Annotated in this window: 16 protein-coding genes and 1 tRNA gene; 7 read left to right on the forward strand and 10 right to left on the reverse strand. The window is 42.2% G+C overall.

Annotated features, from left to right (window positions below; translation table 11 throughout):
* Nucleotides 1-871: 871 nt before the first annotated feature.
* The 3 genes from AC19MX_RS14805 to AC19MX_RS14815 form a co-directional block, all read right to left on the reverse strand.
* Nucleotides 872-1,450: a site-specific integrase gene (locus tag AC19MX_RS14805; RefSeq protein ID WP_498299159.1), complete on the reverse strand. Its 579-nt coding sequence runs from the start codon at nt 1,448-1,450 to the stop codon at nt 872-874.
* Complete coding sequence (locus AC19MX_RS14810) at nt 1,446-1,889, reverse strand: hypothetical protein (protein WP_498299075.1); 444 nt, start codon at nt 1,887-1,889, stop codon at nt 1,446-1,448. The genes AC19MX_RS14805 and AC19MX_RS14810 overlap by 5 nt, the downstream gene beginning before the upstream one ends.
* A gap of 104 nt (nt 1,890-1,993) precedes the next feature.
* Nucleotides 1,994-2,083 (reverse strand) — tRNA-Ser (locus AC19MX_RS14815).
* 322 nt (nt 2,084-2,405) lie between these two features.
* Here AC19MX_RS14815 and punR point away from each other — a divergent pair.
* The 6 genes from punR (at nt 2,406) to AC19MX_RS14845 (ending at nt 5,625) form a co-directional block, all read left to right on the forward strand.
* A complete protein-coding gene (punR, locus tag AC19MX_RS14820; RefSeq protein WP_498299077.1) occupies nt 2,406-3,308 on the forward strand; it encodes a DNA-binding transcriptional activator PunR in 903 nt (300 codons plus the stop codon).
* Between the two features lie 191 nt (nt 3,309-3,499).
* On the forward strand, nt 3,500-4,159 hold the full coding sequence (locus tag AC19MX_RS14825; RefSeq protein ID WP_188955293.1) for a Bax inhibitor-1/YccA family protein: 660 nt from the start codon (nt 3,500-3,502) through the stop codon (nt 4,157-4,159).
* 65 nt (nt 4,160-4,224) lie between these two features.
* Nucleotides 4,225-4,614, forward strand: coding sequence for a sulfurtransferase complex subunit TusD (gene tusD / locus AC19MX_RS14830; protein WP_498299079.1), 390 nt, complete (start codon nt 4,225-4,227; stop codon nt 4,612-4,614).
* 17 nt (nt 4,615-4,631) lie between these two features.
* Nucleotides 4,632-4,988: a sulfurtransferase complex subunit TusC gene (gene tusC, locus AC19MX_RS14835; RefSeq protein ID WP_498299080.1), complete on the forward strand. Its 357-nt coding sequence runs from the start codon at nt 4,632-4,634 to the stop codon at nt 4,986-4,988.
* Nucleotides 4,985-5,293, forward strand: coding sequence for a sulfurtransferase complex subunit TusB (tusB, locus tag AC19MX_RS14840; protein WP_498299081.1), 309 nt, complete (start codon nt 4,985-4,987; stop codon nt 5,291-5,293). The genes tusC and tusB overlap by 4 nt, the downstream gene beginning before the upstream one ends.
* Nucleotides 5,287-5,625, forward strand: coding sequence for a TusE/DsrC/DsvC family sulfur relay protein (locus AC19MX_RS14845; RefSeq protein WP_498299082.1), 339 nt, complete (start codon nt 5,287-5,289; stop codon nt 5,623-5,625). Before tusB ends, AC19MX_RS14845 begins: the two co-directional genes overlap by 7 nt.
* Before the next feature lie 634 nt (nt 5,626-6,259).
* Here the strand turns inward: AC19MX_RS14845 and serS are convergent.
* The 6 genes from serS to lrp form a co-directional block, all read right to left on the reverse strand.
* Complete coding sequence (gene serS / locus AC19MX_RS14850) at nt 6,260-7,546, reverse strand: serine--tRNA ligase (protein ID WP_498299083.1); 1,287 nt, start codon at nt 7,544-7,546, stop codon at nt 6,260-6,262.
* An 18-nt stretch (nt 7,547-7,564) separates the two neighbouring features.
* Nucleotides 7,565-7,939, reverse strand: a complete 375-nt coding sequence (gene crcB, locus AC19MX_RS14855) for a fluoride efflux transporter CrcB (RefSeq protein ID WP_432399527.1) — start codon at nt 7,937-7,939, stop codon at nt 7,565-7,567.
* Nucleotides 7,932-9,263, reverse strand: coding sequence for a replication-associated recombination protein A (locus AC19MX_RS14860; protein ID WP_498299084.1), 1,332 nt, complete (start codon nt 9,261-9,263; stop codon nt 7,932-7,934). Before AC19MX_RS14860 ends, crcB begins: the two co-directional genes overlap by 8 nt.
* Nucleotides 9,264-9,271: 8 nt before the next feature.
* Nucleotides 9,272-9,928 (reverse strand): outer membrane lipoprotein periplasmic chaperone LolA, encoded by a 657-nt coding sequence (lolA, locus tag AC19MX_RS14865; RefSeq protein ID WP_498299085.1) that lies wholly within the window; start codon nt 9,926-9,928, stop codon nt 9,272-9,274.
* 8 nt (nt 9,929-9,936) lie between these two features.
* Nucleotides 9,937-12,606 (reverse strand): DNA translocase FtsK, encoded by a 2,670-nt coding sequence (locus tag AC19MX_RS14870; protein WP_498299086.1) that lies wholly within the window; start codon nt 12,604-12,606, stop codon nt 9,937-9,939.
* Nucleotides 12,607-12,900: 294 nt separating this feature from the next.
* Nucleotides 12,901-13,398, reverse strand: coding sequence for a leucine-responsive transcriptional regulator Lrp (gene lrp / locus AC19MX_RS14875; RefSeq protein ID WP_432399531.1), 498 nt, complete (start codon nt 13,396-13,398; stop codon nt 12,901-12,903).
* Nucleotides 13,399-13,577: 179 nt separating this feature from the next.
* On the opposite strand from lrp, the gene ald reads away from it, so the two are divergent.
* On the forward strand, nt 13,578-14,693 hold the full coding sequence (gene ald / locus AC19MX_RS14880; RefSeq protein ID WP_432399532.1) for an alanine dehydrogenase: 1,116 nt from the start codon (nt 13,578-13,580) through the stop codon (nt 14,691-14,693).
* Nucleotides 14,694-14,868: 175 nt separating this feature from the next.
* Here ald and AC19MX_RS14885 read toward each other — a convergent pair whose 3' ends face one another.
* Nucleotides 14,869-17,127 carry a bifunctional diguanylate cyclase/phosphodiesterase gene (locus AC19MX_RS14885; RefSeq protein WP_498299087.1) on the reverse strand — a complete coding sequence of 753 codons (2,259 nt, stop codon included), beginning with the start codon at nt 17,125-17,127 and terminating at the stop codon, nt 14,869-14,871.
* Between the last annotated feature and the right edge of the window lie 141 nt (nt 17,128-17,268).

The raw sequence follows: 17,268 nt of genomic DNA on the forward strand, positions 1-17,268 counted from the left end.
CAAACTATAACGTTTTAATATTTATGTGCTATTTTCAGCGCATAAATCGCTTGTTGGACTTAGCCGATGCTTAGTCTGAATTAATTGGCATGTTTTATGCTGTAGGAATTTGATTTTTTGATACAGGCTCTGGGGTACAGAGCAGTTTTGAGTCAATACATATCGAATAATGGGTAAGTTTTTCATTGAAATTCCTTTTCATTGTATTGTTCTACCATACATCTTTCTGCTTGGCTGATTCTATAAGGATTATATACTCAATTTAAACCTCTGTTGGCTCCGCGCAGCGGCTTAGTTCAACAGCGTATTAAAGTATGTGCCTAACAAACTAAAGTAAACCGAACTTGCGCGTAAAGTAGAATTTTTGCGCACTATACTAAAAATTAAAGACAACAAAATTAGATTGTTACGGTTTTTCTATTTTTAAAGCGATACAACTAAAGAACGATTTTCAATCGTTTTTTAGCGTAAATCGATGAAACACCATTACAAACGTACATAAAATCAGTACATGACACAGAAAAGGTGCATGCTGATTTTATCTTTCACGCTTTTGATTTTTTCACATGCGCAGCATGTGGCTTTGGGGTTAAGGGGTATCCCCTTGCCCGAGCTTGTATCCGACCTTTTTGGAACAAAAAGTGGGATACAAGCGTACCGGGTTACGTACTAGTCCCACATAATTGTGGGCTGCTTTTTGCTTCGCACTCACCGACTGCGAGCCATTTTCAATACCATCATATTTCGCTCTCTGCTGTAGCGAAAGAATTACAGCGTTGGCAGTGTTTGTGCCTAATTTGGTACTGTTGCTGCCAATTGCGTCTGGATATTTTTCGAGGTTTAATGCTTATCGATTAACCACACCCGATCATCAAATTTGATAGTCAATTTTCTCAATATCCTTAAGCAATGCAGTAACGTTTATATCTTTACCGTAACGACTGTAAGTGATGTTGGGATTAGCGTGACCGACAATTTGCGCCACGATATGCTCACTGATATCCAGTTGCTTCATTTCATCGATAAAAGTGTGTCTGAAGCCATATGATGTGGGGCGCAGGTTCGCTTGGATGCCTATCTCGGTTTGAAGCTTGGCGAGCTGTTTGCAGTAAGTTTTTGACCAATCTTCAATGATGCCTACAGGTTTATAGTCAAACAACTGGGTATGTGTTGATTTTCTTTGCTCAACAAACGCAATAAAGCCTAGCTCAAGCAAGCGCTGATGTATGGGCACATAACGTTTGGCATTGAGGTTCTTTAATCGTTGTACAGCACCACTGTCATCAACGCTAATGCAGTGTATGCCGTCGATTAGTTTGATATCTCCAGGTTTGAGCTGGCAGGCTTCTGAGGGCCTTAAGCCGCCATAAAGCATTAATCGGGTGACCCATTTGAAATCGGTTGTTGAAGCCTTGAATGATGAGCTGCGAAGTAGTCGTTTAAGTTCAATGTGCGTCCAGCGGCCGAATGGCTGATTTTTGTTTTGAAATAATAAATGCGCTTAATGCTTCGTTTAACCCAATAACAGGCTTTGCTTGCGCCACAGCGGTAGTTTCACGATGCTGAGACAATTTAGTCTCTCTAATGGGGATAGCATGAGGTTTTTGCGTGATGTTGAACGTAATATCAGAATCATCAGCATCAAACTGAGCTCTAAGATGGTTAATGACCTCATCAACGTAGCGAATAAAATCATTAATACGGGTTTGATGGTCAATAGACTTGATGATTTTTTTGAGTGCTCCGGCAACATCAATGTTACGGATGACCGCTTCTGCTCTGTCACGAGTCAATAAGGAGACTTTTACGTCAAAGGGAAAGCCCTTGTCGCGTAAATATTTGGCTAAACAGATACGTGTGAAGTATACGTTGTTGGGTGCTCTGCTCATGTAAAAAGCGGATACATTGTCTGAGTCAATCCTTATGGAGAGCCCCTCAAACGCCAAAAACAAAAAAAGCCGTTGATAATCAACGGCTTTTTTTGTTTTTAATGTGGCGGAGGGATAGGGATTTGAACCCTAGAACGGGATAAACCGTTGCCGGTTTTCAAGACCGGTGCATTCGACCACTCTGCCATCCCTCCGAGCGGCCGAATAATATGACAATGGCTGTTTGGTGTAAAGGGTAAATTGAAAATAATCAGTTAAGTGGCGATAAAACACTCAGAATATAGGTGGGTAGCGTGTGGATGCTGATTTATCAGCACTGTTAGATCGATATAGTGACTCACACGACTGTAATTTATTGGGTATTGAGAATGGTCTGCATTCATTAAACAGGTTATCTGGTCTTTTGCTCAGCAAAATATGTGATTAAACAGCTGATAACCGCGACTTTGCTTGATTTGATTGGGGTTAATGTTTACCTTTACTGCAAGTAATGTTGCCAATGCCAAGGATAGCGAGATGCTTTCAGAACAAGCATTCGAAATGATAGATATAGTTGCCCGAGTGGGCAGTTTTACTGCCGCCGCCAATAAATTAAATAAAGTCCCCTCGGCGGTGAGTTATGCAATTAAACAAATTGAAGATGACCTAGGGGTCATCTTATTTGAACGTCATCATCGTAGTGTGAGTTTGACGCCTGCGGGTGAGCATTTTGTGGCTCAGTCGCGTGAGATCATGACTAAATTGAATAACATCAAGCGTGATACTCAAAAAGTCGCCAATGGTTGGCGGCCTTCTTTGTCTATCGCGATTGATAATATGGTGCGCGCCGACAAGATAAGCGGGTTGATTGCCGATTTTTATCGCCACTTTACCGACATTGAATTAATCATCCGCCTTGAAGTGTATAACGGCGTATGGGAAGCGTTATCGACAGGTAAGAGTGATGTTGCCATTGGCGCGACCTCGAGTATTCCTGTTGGTGGGGTATTTAAGTCTCGCGATATGGGAATGATTCAGTGGTCGTTTTTGGTCGGTAAAAACCACCCATTGGCTAAAGCTGAACATGCATTAACTGACGAGGAGTTATTACAATATCCGTCCATTTGTTTACAAGATACCGCGCATAATATCGCACACAGACCTAACTGGTTATTAAATAATCAGCGCCGTATTGTAGTGCCAGACTGGATCCGCGCATTAAACTGTTTTCGTGAAGGCTTAGGTGTAGGTTATATGCCTAACCATTTGGCGGATATATTCATTAAAGCCGGTGCATTAATAGAAAAGCAATTAGACAAACCCAAACAAGATACCGCCTGCTGTTTGGCCTGGAATAATGCCAATATGACCCCTGCAATGCAGTGGGTTCTGGATTATTTAGGCGAGACACCTAAGCTTAAAAAAGAATGGCTAAGCTAAACGGAAGCTATTGAAGATTATAAGGTTATATTACTCTTAGCTTTATGGTAACGTAGCGACATGAATCGATGTCATAAATTAATTTATATTTAATGTACATTGCTTACGCTAGTAACAAAGATTTACTGTCAGAGTGAAAACGATAGGTTTTCGCGTTGAACAAATCATTGAGTTAATCTCTGGAGACGATAATGAGTCAACAATCAGTTATATCCCCTAGTCTATCGACTACTGAAGTCAATAAACTGTTAAAAAACACCTATATGCTGTTATCAATGACATTGGCTTTTGCTGCGGCTAGCGCAGGTTTAAGCATGTTATTTGAAATTGGTCGCTGGCCATCACTGGGCTTAGCATTAGGTGGCTTAGTATTATTATTTGTTACATTGAAAAAAGCTGACACTGCTGCGGGTATCTTTTGGGTATTTGCCTTTACCGGTATGGAAGGTGCTTCATTAGGCTACATTCTTAACCATTATGCTGGTATGGCCAATGGCCCTGGCTTAATTATGCAAGCACTTGGCTTAACTTCCGTTATCTTTGTGGCGTTATCAGCTTATGCACTGACCACTAAAAAAGACTTCTCGTTTATGGGCGGGTTCTTGTTTGCTGGCATGTTAGTCATGATTGGCGCACTAGTGATTAACTTATTTGTGCAAAGCTCGATTATGTTTATGGCAATGAACGCGGGTATTGCATTACTGATGACCGGTTTTATTTTATATGACACTAGCCGTATCGTGAACGGCGGCGAAACCAACTACATCCGTGCAACCGTTTCATTATTTTTAGATTTCTTAAACTTATTTATGAGTCTTCTGCATTTAATGGGTATGGGCAACGACGATTAATCGCCGATAGAGTTCAGCGTTAAATTACGATAAAATGACCCTACTTTAGGGTCATTTTTTTTATCATGAGCAAATTCATTATTCAAGTAAACGGCAGTGTTTATGGCTCTAGCGCCAGTTTTCGTGCATTGACCTTTTGTCAAAGTGTGTTGGCCAATGGTCATGACATTATCACGGTCTTTTTCTACCAAGATGGCGTGACAAACAGTAACGCCCTTACCTGCCCAGCCTCAGACGAAATAGACATGCATGCTAAGTGGCAAACCTTTGCACAGCAACATAATGTGCCGCTCACTAATTGCGTGTCTGCTGCGCTTCGCCGTGGGGTGTTATCACAGCAAGAAGCGGTTGAAAACGGCAAAAGCCATTGGAACAGTGACGAAGCCTTTAGCATGGGCGGCTTAGGCGAATTAGTGGTTGGCATAGAAAAAGCCGATCGTTTAATCAGCTTTTAAAATCGATAGGATCAATCATGAAATCTGTGGCCATTGTATTTCGCCATGCACCATTTGGGTCCACCAGTGGCCGCGAAGGTCTCGATGTTGCGATGCTCAGCGCCAGCTTTGAGCAACAAGTGAATCTTATTTTTACTGACGAAGCGGTATTACATCTTCTGGGTGGGCAAACCCCAGAGCAAGCAGGCGCAAAAGATTACTTAGCGGCCCTAAAAGCACTGCCGTTATACGATATTGAAACAGTATTAGTGTGCAGTGAATCGATGCAGCACTTGGGGATGAATGTTAGCGAATTGAGTATTGATGCCGAGGTTGCTAGTGCCGATATGATAACCCAAACATTGCAAGCGGTTGATGAGGTATTAGTATTTTGATTTTACATCATATTCAAACATCAGCATTAACCGACAATGCACTCAACACCTGCTTACGGTACATTCACCCTAACGACAGTATATTATTGGCTGGCGATGCCGTTAACTGCTTATTACAAACCCCGTGGCAACAGCGTTTAGCCTCGGTTAACCTATTTGTGTTGCAAGATGATATTCAAGCGCGGGGATTACAGCAGCGGATTGATATGATTGCAGAACATATGTCAGCCGAACTTTTTCATATTATTGATTACTCAGATTTTGTTGAGCAATCACTTAAGCATAACAAGGTCATCACTTGGTAAACTCTTTTGAATTTAATGGTCAACAGATTGAAATTGATCATCAAGGCTATTTAAAAAATGTTGCAGATTGGCAAGAGTCGATGGCGCCAGTTATTGCAGCGACTGAAAACATTGAACTGACAGAGCAACACTGGGAAGTGATTCGGTTTGTACGCAATTTTTACCTAGAATACAAAACCAGCCCAGCGATCAGAGTGTTAGTTAAAGCTATTGGCCAAAGCTTAGGTGCAGATAAAGGTAACTCTAAATACCTGTATACCCTATTCCCAATTGGGCCGGCCAAGCAAGCCACTAAAATTGCCGGATTACCAAAACCGGCTAAATGCTTGTAGATTATTGAAATACCATTGCGCGTTAGTAAATGATCTCTCAGCGAGAATTTAAAAGGGTTTAAACAAGGCGAATGACTGAATGAATAGTTATTCTCTTTCGAAGGCATGCAACGCAGTGTAAGCCCTTTTAAAACTCGCCTGAAAGGAATACCCCAGCAGCTTGTGCTTTGCGTTCTCGCTATTTGAAAGGGAACTACCATTACTACATAGCGACGCCTTAATCAAAAACCGCTGGACGCATTCTGAGTGGTCACTTATTAATGCGCAATGGTATAAACACCAAAAAAAAAGCCCAGTTAAGCATGCTTAACTGGGCTTTTTACTGTTCACTATTTTTCGGTACTTTTACTTCGACGCTTTGATTTGGGCTTTAAATTTAGGGCTTTACATTCAGGGCTTTATATTCAGAGGCTTTACTGAGGTACGACATTATCTAATAAGATAAAGGCGACTTGACCAAGCAACACGAATACCAATAATACAAAAAACATCCCAATCGAAGACGACACAAATCTGCTGTTATTACGCTGACCAGTAGCCACCGCTTATTATCCTTTAAAAAGTATCAAAAATGTTTGTCGCACTCGAGGAGCACGACAAATACATTACACCATTAACCATTAACCATTAAGCATTAACCAATGACGCTTAAACCGCCCATGTATGGACGTAATACATCAGGTACCGTAATGGTGCCGTCTTGGTTTTGATAGTTTTCAAGAACGGCTACTAACGTACGACCGACAGCCAAACCAGAACCGTTGAGTGTGTGTAATAATGCAGGCTTATTGTCGACTTTGCTACGGTATCGAGCTTGCATTCTACGCGCCTGGAAATCTTTCATATTTGAACAAGATGAAATTTCACGGTAAGTATTTTGCGCGGGTAACCATACTTCAATGTCGAAGGTTTTGCTTGAGCCAAAGCCCATGTCACCGGTACACAACACCATAGTGCGGTGAGGCAGGTTTAATAGCTGTAATACTCTTTCAGCATTAGCAGTAATTTCGTCTAATGCTGCCATAGAGTTATCTGGATGAGCAATTTGCACTAGCTCAACTTTATCAAATTGGTGTTGGCGAATTAGCCCGCGAGTATCACGGCCGTATGAACCCGCTTCACTTCTGAAACATGACGTTAATGCCGTCATCTTCATTGGCAGTTCACTTTCATCAACAATCATGTCGCGAACATAGTTAGTTAATGGCACTTCAGCGGTAGGAATAAGCGATAAACCCTGACCTTCTTCTGTGGCCGGTTTAGTGTGGAATAAGTCTTCACCAAATTTAGGTAATTGGCCTGTGCCCATTAAGCTGTCTTCGTTAACGAGTAACGGAACGTAAGTTTCTGTGTAACCGTGTTCTGTGGTGTGAAGGTCTAGCATAAACTGACCTAATGCACGATTTAAACGGGCTATTTGGCCGCGCATAATAATAAAGCGCGAACCTGTAATTTTAACGGCGCTTTTAAAGTCTAATCCGCCAAGTGCTTCGCCTAAATCTAAGTGATCTTTGACTTCAAAGTCGAATACTTTTGGGGTGCCCCACTGACGCACTTCAACGTTTTCGCTTTCGTCTTTACCTACTGGCACTGACTCGTCTGGCAAGTTCGGTACGCTCATGGCAATAACGTTAATTTGTTGTAATAGCTCAGCAAGCTCAGCCTTTTTCGCATCTAACTGCGATCCTAAATCACCCACTTGCGCCATAATGGAACTCGTGTCTTCGCCGCGAGCTTTAGCTTGGCCAATCGACTTAGAAATCGCGTTACGCGATGCTTGTAAGTCTTCAGTTTCTACTTGAAGCGATTTACGCTTTTCTTCAAGCTTGGTCAAATTATCGACATCAAGAGAAAAACCACGAGAGGCTAAACGCTCGGCAGTGACTTCGAGTTCGTTACGCAAAAATTTTGGATCTAGCATGTTGTCAGTTCTTTTTAGTTAAACGCGAGAAAATACAAGTTGTTGACCGATGTACACCATAAAAAGACACAAGGTGACATTCAACAACACATTTAAAACAGCCTTATGCCAAAGGCCGTCCTGGATCAGCAATAAGGTTTCATTCGAGAAAGTTGAAAACGTGGTGAGTGCGCCTAATAAACCCACACCAACCAAGGCTTTTAATTCTGGACTCACGTGACTCAGTTGCCCGAGTGCATAAACAACGCCCATTAAAAACGATCCCAATATATTGACCATCAGTGTACCAAAAGGAAAACTGCTTCCAAATAGCTGGATCATAAATATTGACAAAAGATAGCGTAAAACAGCACCAATTGAGCCACCCAGCGCCACAAGTAATACATTAGTCATAGCGTTTGACCTCACTTTGCCTGTCAAGCTCGTTGAGTTGTGCCAATTTTTCTTGAATACGTTTCTCAAAACCACGATTCGTTGGCTGGTAAAACTGGCTGTGCTTGAGTGATTCAGGAAAGTAATTCTCACCAGGTGCAAACGCGCCCGGTTCGTTATGGGCATAGCGGTATTCTTTACCAAAGCCGATTTCTTTCATCAGTTTGGTTGGCGCATTACGCAAATGATTGGGCACAGGCTCATGGCCAGTTTGTTTAGCTAACTCTCGTGCGGCGCCAAATGCACTGTACACGGCATTACTTTTAGGCGCACTGGCTAAATAAAGCACCGCTTGTGCGATAGCGCGCTCACCTTCTGCGGGGCCGATACGGTGATAACAATCCCAGGCATTAAGCGCAACAGTCATGGCGACAGGATCGGCATTACCGATGTCTTCAGAGGCAATGGCCAATAAACGCCTGGCAACATAGAGTGCATCGCCGCCGCCTTCTAAAATCCGGCAAAACCAATAAAGTGCAGCATCAGGCGCTGAGCCTCTTACTGATTTGTGTACCGCTGAAATTAAGTCGTAAAACTGATCGCCATTTTTGTCGTAACCTGCCGCTTGATGTCCTGCTACTTGAGTGAGCATCTCTGTTGTAAACTCACCGCCGTCGCTAACTAAATCACTCATGAGCTCAAGCAAGTTTAACGCTTTGCGGGCATCACCTTCACTGATGTCGGCAAGTTGTTTAGCAACGTCTGTCGGTAGTATTAATTGGCGTTTGCCATAACCACGCTCAACATCCGTTAAGGCTTGATTAACAATTAAGGCTATTTCATCGGGTGTTAACCGATTGATTAAATACACACGCGCACGTGACAATAAGGCGTTATTGATTTCAAACGAGGGGTTTTCGGTTGTCGCACCAATAAAAATAACCGTACCGTCTTCAATAAACGGTAAAAAGGCATCTTGTTGGCTTTTGTTGAAACGATGGACTTCGTCGACAAATAATAAGGTGCGCTGGCCACGACTTTGCGCAATGGCTTTGGCTTGCTCAATGGCCGCTCGAATATCTTTTACACCCGAGGTTACCGCTGAAATTCGCTCGACATGGGCATTAGCATAATGGGCAATGAGTTCTGCTAAGGTGGTTTTACCTGTTCCGGGTGGCCCCCACAATAGCATTGAATGGGCTCGGTTTGCCTCTAGCGCTTTACGCAGCGGCTGACCTTCGCCAAGCAAGTGAGCCTGGCCAATATACTCACTGATTTCCCTTGGCCGCATACGCGCAGCCAAAGGACGAAAATCGGGTGCAAAATCGAAACCTAGATTAGCCATGAAACGACTTAATTAACTTGCTTTAAACGCTGATCATCAATATCAACGTTGTCTGGAATGGCAAACTTAAACAAGTTTTTTTCAGCAGGCAACACAGCACGCTGCGCAGACAATTGGAATTGGCTTAAATTACCTTGTTCGTCAGTTAAGTTAAATTGAGTTAATTGATCTGCATTAAAACACACACTGACCGCAACAACGCTGCTATTTAACTTTTTAGGTTGAATATCAAAACAGTTCGATTTAGCTTTGTTTTTACGCTTTATTACTGTGTATTTGTTCCATGTTTCATCATCACGATGCACTAATAACGCCATTGGCGAGGCATCAACGGCTTGTGAAACATCCATTACTGTCACTTCTTCGGCAAAGGGGTTAAACACCCATAAGTTGGTGCCGTCGGCCACAATCAATGATTCGTCTGGCTCGGTTAAGTGCCAGTAAAATTGGTTAGGATAAGCCAGTGCAAATACGCCGTTACCACTTTGAATAGGCTTATTGTTAATGTCGGTCACTTGCTGAGAAAACGTGGCATGCAAGTTATCTATTTTAGCTAGTTTGGTGCGTAATTCGGTGGCGTCATCGGCCTGCACGGCGGCAGATAACATGCTCGTCGTTAAAAATAGGCTTAATACTGTACTTAAAACTGTAATGCGTTTGTTCATCATTATTCCTATTGGCTTCTTGGTGGTGGCGGTGCCAACACCTCGCGGTTACCGTTGTGGCCTTGCGAGCTCACAATACCTTGGCCTTCCATCATTTCAATGATGCGAGCGGCGCGGTTGTAACCAATCTTAAACTTACGTTGTACGCTTGAAATAGAGCCTCGGCGGGTTTCGGTTACAAACGCCACGGCATCATCATAAAGCGCATCATATTCTTCTTCAGTATCTGAGGTTTCACCCGGCAGCAGCACTTGCTCACCTTCTGACACCCCATTTAAAATCTCATCAATATACTGTGGCTTACCACGTTCGCACCAATCGGCTACCACTTTGTGCACTTCATGATCGTCAATAAATGCACCATGGACACGGTTAGGTACACTGGTACCGGGTGGTAAATACAACATGTCGCCCATGCCTAACAAGGTTTCTGCACCTTGTTGATCTAAAATGGTGCGCGAGTCGATACGTGACGACACCTGGAACGCTATACGGGTTGGGATGTTGGCTTTAATCAAACCGGTGATCACATCAACCGACGGACGCTGTGTCGCTAATATTAAGTGGATCCCTGCCGCACGTGCTTTTTGCGCAATACGAGCAATGAGCTCTTCAACTTTTTTACCCACAATCATAATCATGTCGGCAAACTCATCGACAATCACCACAATTGATGGCAACTTTTCTAATGGCGGCGCTTCATCTAGCATGCTCTCAGATGATTTCCATAATGGGTCTGGAATGTATTCACCTTTGGCAGCAGCTTCTTTAATTTTGTAGTTGTAACCTTTTAAGTTACGTACACCTAAAGCCGACATTAATTTGTAACGACGTTCCATTTCACCTACACACCAACGCAGTGCATTGGCCGCTTCTTTCATGTCGGTGACCACTTCACATAATAAATGTGGGATGCCTTCATATACCGACAGCTCAAGCATTTTAGGGTCAATCATGATAAAGCGAACATCATCAGGGCCAGATTTATATAACAAGCTGGTGATCATCGCGTTAACCCCGACAGACTTACCAGAACCTGTCGTACCTGCCACCAATAAATGCGGCATTTTACCTAAATCGACGACAACGGGCTCACCGGCGATGTCTTGGCCAAGCACCATCGATAACGTTGATTTACTGTCGTTGAACGCTTCGCTGTCTAGCACATCGCGCATAAATACGGTTTCACGGAACTTGTTTGGTATCTCAATACCGACATACGCTTTACCCGGAATAACCTCTACAACTCGCACGTTTTCAGCTAATAAAGAACGCGCTAAATCTTTAGCAAGGTTAGAGATTTTTGATGCTTTTACCCCTGGAGCCAATTCAAGCTCAAAACGAGTAATCACCGGGCCAGGATAGACTCCAACCACGTTGGCAATAATATTAAAATCAGCCAGTTTGGTTTCAACCAATCTTGCAACCTGGTTGAGCTCTTCTTCGCTAATCGGGTTTTTCTTACGATCGGGTACATCAAGTAAAGTAATGCTGGGTAGTGGATCCATTTTGCGTTTTTCTTGTGGTGCCTGGCCATCAATCACCACTAAACCATCGACAATTTTGGCTTCTTTTTTCGGTTGTTTTTGAGCCACTAACGCACCTACAGAATGCGGTTTCTCAAACGCTCCTGCAAATGGATCGGGCGTGATATCGATATCATTCTCAGTGTCAGTATCGTCGATATCATTGTTAACACTAAAGCTGACTTCATCTACATCGTCTTTACTGGCAACCCATGGTGCAAATGTTGGCTCGTCATCTTGCAGTTTAATCGACGGCTCTTGACGGTCATCGGTGTCTAATTCGTCATCATCAATATCGCGGGGTTCAAATACGTCAACCACTTTAGGTTTACGGCTAAAGAAGCTGCGTTTTTTCTCCACCGGCGCAACGGCTATGTCGTCTTCGACTGCAGCCTTGGTTGCAAACATCTCTTTGGCTTTTTTAGCCTCTTTTGATGTAACGGGTATATCTGAAGCGTCTTGATCGTCTAATTCATCACGGCGTTGTTTGAACTTATCAACCAATGACATAAAGCCTTTGGTGTCTTCGGTTTCACGCTCACGCTTAAACAGGCTTGGTAACGTCCATACTTTTTTGGCACACCAAATGGCACCAAAACCAATTAACTCAATAATAGTGAGCCAACTTACCCCTGTAGCTAAGGTAAAACCGGCACAAATAAAGCACATTAATAACAGTGTGGTGCCTAACGTACTAAAATACGGCAGCATCGCCTGCCCTATCACATCACCGGCTACGCCACCGGCTGAAAACACAAACATGTTGTCGGCGTTCATGCTGACTAGTGCGGCTAACGCCAACAGCATGAGCATAAAGCCTATGATGCGTAATCCGACGGAAAAATAATCAATCTCAAATACCCGATGAGCACGGTTAAAAATAAACCACCCTGTGGTGGCAATAATCACTGGGATTAAAAAGGCAATAAAGCCAAAAAAGTAAAACAGCACATCGGCTGTCCAAGCACCTACAGCGCCAGTCCAGTTATGAATTTCACCTTGAAAATGCGACTGACTCCAGCCCGGATCATTCGGGTTAAAACTGGATAGCGCCAATAGAATGTAGGTTGCAACCATGCAACAAAGAATTAAACCACCTTCAAGCAAGCGTTGTAAGCCGCTGAGTGTTTTTAGACTATTTTCCTGAGTCAAACGAAAACATCCATAAAAGAGTGAAAAATAAGGGTTAAGATAACAGAATATCACTGTATTTGCAGTGATTATGCACCTTGATTTCATCAAGCTCAATGGATTGTTATAGGGAATTAATCCAACAAATCAAAACTGCGATTGAGATGCATAAAACTGAGTGATTTATCGACAAAAACAATCAATGATGAACTGATAAGTTGCAGCGCTATTGTCCATCACGATTGAAATATAAGGCATTGCAGCTAGCACTTCATGCTACCTAACAGGTAAAACCACTTAGTGATTAAGATAAGGTTATCCTAAGTTGTATAAAGCAACTTTATTCGTTTGCTTTACCTCTTCCATCACCACATAAGTACGAGTATCTGATATAGACGGTAATTTCAGCAAGGTTTCACCTAATAATCGTCGATATGCAGACATATCTGATACTCGAGTCTTCAATAAGTAGTCGAAATCACCAGAAACTAAATGGCATTCTTGAATGTCATCAAGTAATTGAACGGCACGATTAAAGCGGTCGAAAATGTCTGGAGTATCTCTGTTTAAGGTTATTTCAACAAAGACTAACAGTGATGCACCTAAATAATGTGGATTAACGAGTGCTGTGTACCCGTTAATAAACCCTTGTTTTTCAAGTCGTTTAACTCTTTCAAGACAGGGCGTTGGACTTAAACCCACTCTTTTAGATAACTCTACATTAGAGATGCGTCCGTCAATTTGAAGTTCATTGAGTATGTTGCGATCGATACGGTCTAAATCTTTAATGGAATAGTTTTTATTAGTTGCCATACATTTAACCTTGTTTTGTCCCTAAAACAATATTTAAACCTTTTTAAGGGGAATCTTCAGCAGCATAATCTGCTTAACCGGAACTATACTAGAGTTCCCTGAAATAAGCACGTTCAGGTCACAATTAATAACAACTATACCCACTTATAAGTGGGTTTTATGCAAATTGAGGCTCAAAAATGATTATTGGTGTACCAACAGAAATCAAAAACCACGAATACCGTGTTGGCATGGTTCCTTCAAGCGTGCGCGAATTGACCATTAAAGGTCATGACGTATTTGTTCAATCTGATGCGGGTGTGGGTATCGGTTTTACCGATCAAGATTATATTGATGCTGGTGCTTCAATTTTAGCAACTGCTGCAGAAGTCTTTGCTAAAGCTGAAATGATTGTAAAAGTGAAAGAGCCGTTAGCAGTTGAACGAGCGATGTTACGTAACGATCAAATTTTATTTACTTATTTACACCTTGCGCCAGATTTGGCTCAAACTAATGATTTAGTTGCGAGCGGTGCAGTGTGTATCGCTTACGAAACAGTGACTGACGACCGTGGTGGTTTACCGCTACTTGCCCCTATGTCAGAAGTGGCTGGCCGTATGTCGATTCAAGCGGGTGCGCGTGCACTTGAAAAATCATTAGGTGGCCGCGGCATGCTATTAGGTGGCGTACCTGGTGTTGAACCGGCTAAAGTTGTGATCATCGGTGGCGGCATGGTAGGTACTAACGCAGCGCAAATGGCTGTTGGCATGGGTGCCGATGTGGTTGTACTTGACCGTAGCATTGATGCATTACGTCGTCTAAACGTGCAATTTGGTTCTGCTGTGAAAGCCATTTACTCAACTGCAGATGCCATTGAGCGTCATGTGCTTGAAGCTGACTTAGTGATTGGTGGTGTATTAGTACCAGGTGCAGCAGCACCAAAGCTTATCACTAAAGACATGGTTAAGCGTATGAAGCCTGGCAGTGCGATTGTTGATGTGGCAATCGATCAGGGTGGTTGTGTTGAAACTTCACACGCTACCACTCACCAAGACCCAACGTATATTGTTGATGACGTAGTACACTATTGTGTTGCTAACATGCCTGGTGCTGTTGCACGTACCTCTACTTTCGCATTAAACAATGCAACACTTCCTTATATCATTAAGTTAGCTAACCAAGGTTACAAACAAGCTTTATTAAATGACAAACATTTATTAAATGGCTTGAACGTTATCCACGGTAAAGTCGTGTGTAAAGAAGTCGCTGAAGCATTAAACCTTGAGTTTACTGAACCAAAGAGCATGCTTAATTAATGGCCTTTTTGGGTTAACTCGGTTAGGGTTAACTCGATTTAGCTTAAGCTGGTTCAATAAAAATGCCGCATAGTATTATGCGGCATTTTTATTTAACACTATCAAACACACACTGCCATTGGGGTTCATCGCAAAAATAACCTTGAAAGATCATCAGGCCCTAAACTAACAGCGGTTAACTGAGTTGGGCCTGTTTGGCTAATAACTCAAAGAATGCGTGTTCTGGCATCGGTTTGTAGAAAAAGTACCCCTGCACAGCCTCAATATTTTGCAGTTTCATAAAATCCAGTTCTGTTTGAGTTTCAACACCTTCGGCGACAATCGATAAATCTAAAGCACGACTCATACTGACAATCGCTTCAATGAGTGCTTCATGGCGAGTACCCATTGATATTTTTTGAATAAAAGACTTATCAATTTTCACCTGATCTACGGGGAAATTCGCCAGGTATGATAATGATGAATAGCCGGTACCAAAATCATCAACCGAAATCTGCATGCCGCGATGTCTAAGTTCGATTAACAATTGATTAATTGTATCGAGTTTTTTCATCATTAACGATTCTGTGATTTCTAAGGTAATCAATGAGTAGGGAAATCCCTGATCACCGAACTCGGCTTCTTTGGCATCAAAATACGCTAAAAATCGTTGTTGTAATTCGGTGGTCCAAAACTCAATGGTCGACACATTAATCGATAATGGGATCGCTAAACCGCGGTTTTGTAAGGTAGTAATAGTATCAATAGCCTGGTTTCTTACCCATTCGCCAATTTGCACGATAAAGCCTGACTCTTCTGCAATGGGAATAAACTCATCTGGCGAGATAAACCGGCCATCGTATTGCCAGCGTAATAATACTTCCGCTTTAATAATTAAGCCGGTATTTGGGTTCACTATCGGTTGATAATAAAGTTCAAACTGCTGTTCATTAATGGCCGATTTTAAACGCAGATGAAGCTCGGCATTGCGTTCTGCATCTTTCTGAATTTGTTGATTAAAAAATTTAAAACCGTTACGTCCATGTGACTTAGCATTATACATCGCTTGAGTGGCACAATTTAATATTTGCTCGACTTTGTCAGCATCGTCTGGGTATCGCGCTAAGCCAATGCTAACAGTCAGTTTAAGATGTTGTCCACCTACTGAAAAGGGATTATCTAATACAGCAGAGACATCGTGAACCATACTGATGAGTGTTTCTGTCGACCTTTCGCCCGGAAATACTAAAGCAAACTCATCGGCGGCAATCCGAGACAACAACACATTTTCAGGGATAACACTCGATAAACGTTTAGCCATCAAGGTGAGGACTAAGTCACCTTTATCATGGCCTAATGTATCGTTAATTTGTTTAAAATGGTCAATGTCTATCAACATCAAACTAAACTGTTTTTCACTTTTTTTATGTAAATCATCAGGTTCAATGATGCTTTGTAAACTGTCGAACAAATATTTACGATTTGCCAAACCGGTTAGTTGATCATAATTTGTTTGGAAATGAATGGTTTGCTCAGCATTTTTTCTGGCTGAAATATCATTAATTAACCAGGCAAAACAATTTTGCTGGGTAAACGAGTCACGGATCACCGCTACGGTTAACGATATATCGATAATGTCGTTATCAGTTCTTAAGCCTTTTAACTCACCCTGCCAAGCATGGCCTCGCGATAAATGATCAAATAAATCGGCAATTTGCTCGGCGGGTGAATGGCTTAAAAATCGTTGTACATCAAATAATTTGAGATTGGCATAATAAGTCGAAGTTAACGATTTAAAAATCGGGTTAGCTGACAATACTGAATTGTCTTCGCTGGTGATCACCAGGGCAATAGGTAAGCTGTTAAAGATTTTACTGCTCAAGCGCTGAACATGCATACCGCGACTGCGTTCAATGGCCAAACTGGCTAAGCGAGCCGCTTCTTGAATTAAAATTAAATCCTGATCAGTAGGCGATTTTATGGTGTCGTAATACATGGCAAATGTGCCAAGCACTTTACCATCACTGTCTTTAATCGGTTCTGACCAACACGCTTTTAACCCACAGTTAATCGGAATCTCTTTATATTGCTGCCAATTAGGATGGCCATCAATATCTTCAACAATAACCCGCTCAGCTAAAAAGGCAGCCGCACCACATGAGCCGACTTGAGGACCTATTTCAATCCCGTTAATGGCCTGATTATACGCATCGGGTAAGTTAGGTGCTGCACCCGATATTAATCGTTTCCCGTCTTCGCTGATTAATAATACTGACGCGCGAGTGCCAATTTTTTGCGCTTCGATAAGCAGCACTAATGCGTTCAGCATTTCGCCAAGTGGCAGGCCTTGCAACACCATATTCAAGATAGTGCTGTAACGCTCTAATCTTGACTCATGGTAACCCTCTTCAAGAGGTTGTTGCTCAGAATTGTCGATATTCGGTCCTATATCCATATGGCTCCGTAATGGTATGAGTAAACTCATATTACAACTGAATAATATGTTAATCAGATTATGCATTTATAGAAGGTTTATCAACGTTAAATTAAGATTTAATTATATAAAACACTATAAATTCTATGCTTTATTGTACAA

Source organism: Shewanella sp. MF05956 (assembly GCF_059758055.1).

Bases quoted from the DNA above. Each gene is read 5' to 3' on its own strand.
- AC19MX_RS14810 (WP_498299075.1), bottom strand. From the start codon at position 1,889: ATGAGCAGAGCACCCAACAACGTATACTTCACACGTATCTGTTTAGCC.
- punR (WP_498299077.1), top strand. From the start codon at position 2,406: ATGCTTTCAGAACAAGCATTCGAAATGATAGATATAGTTGCCCGAGTG.
- AC19MX_RS14825 (WP_188955293.1), top strand. From the start codon at position 3,500: ATGAGTCAACAATCAGTTATATCCCCTAGTCTATCGACTACTGAAGTC.
- tusD (WP_498299079.1), top strand. From the start codon at position 4,225: ATGAGCAAATTCATTATTCAAGTAAACGGCAGTGTTTATGGCTCTAGC.
- tusC (WP_498299080.1), top strand. From the start codon at position 4,632: ATGAAATCTGTGGCCATTGTATTTCGCCATGCACCATTTGGGTCCACC.
- serS (WP_498299083.1), bottom strand. From the start codon at position 7,546: ATGCTAGATCCAAAATTTTTGCGTAACGAACTCGAAGTCACTGCCGAG.
- crcB (WP_432399527.1), bottom strand. From the start codon at position 7,939: ATGACTAATGTATTACTTGTGGCGCTGGGTGGCTCAATTGGTGCTGTT.
- AC19MX_RS14860 (WP_498299084.1), bottom strand. From the start codon at position 9,263: ATGGCTAATCTAGGTTTCGATTTTGCACCCGATTTTCGTCCTTTGGCT.
- lolA (WP_498299085.1), bottom strand. From the start codon at position 9,928: ATGAACAAACGCATTACAGTTTTAAGTACAGTATTAAGCCTATTTTTA.
- lrp (WP_432399531.1), bottom strand. From the start codon at position 13,398: ATGGCAACTAATAAAAACTATTCCATTAAAGATTTAGACCGTATCGAT.
- ald (WP_432399532.1), top strand. From the start codon at position 13,578: ATGATTATTGGTGTACCAACAGAAATCAAAAACCACGAATACCGTGTT.
- AC19MX_RS14885 (WP_498299087.1), bottom strand. From the start codon at position 17,127: ATGGATATAGGACCGAATATCGACAATTCTGAGCAACAACCTCTTGAA.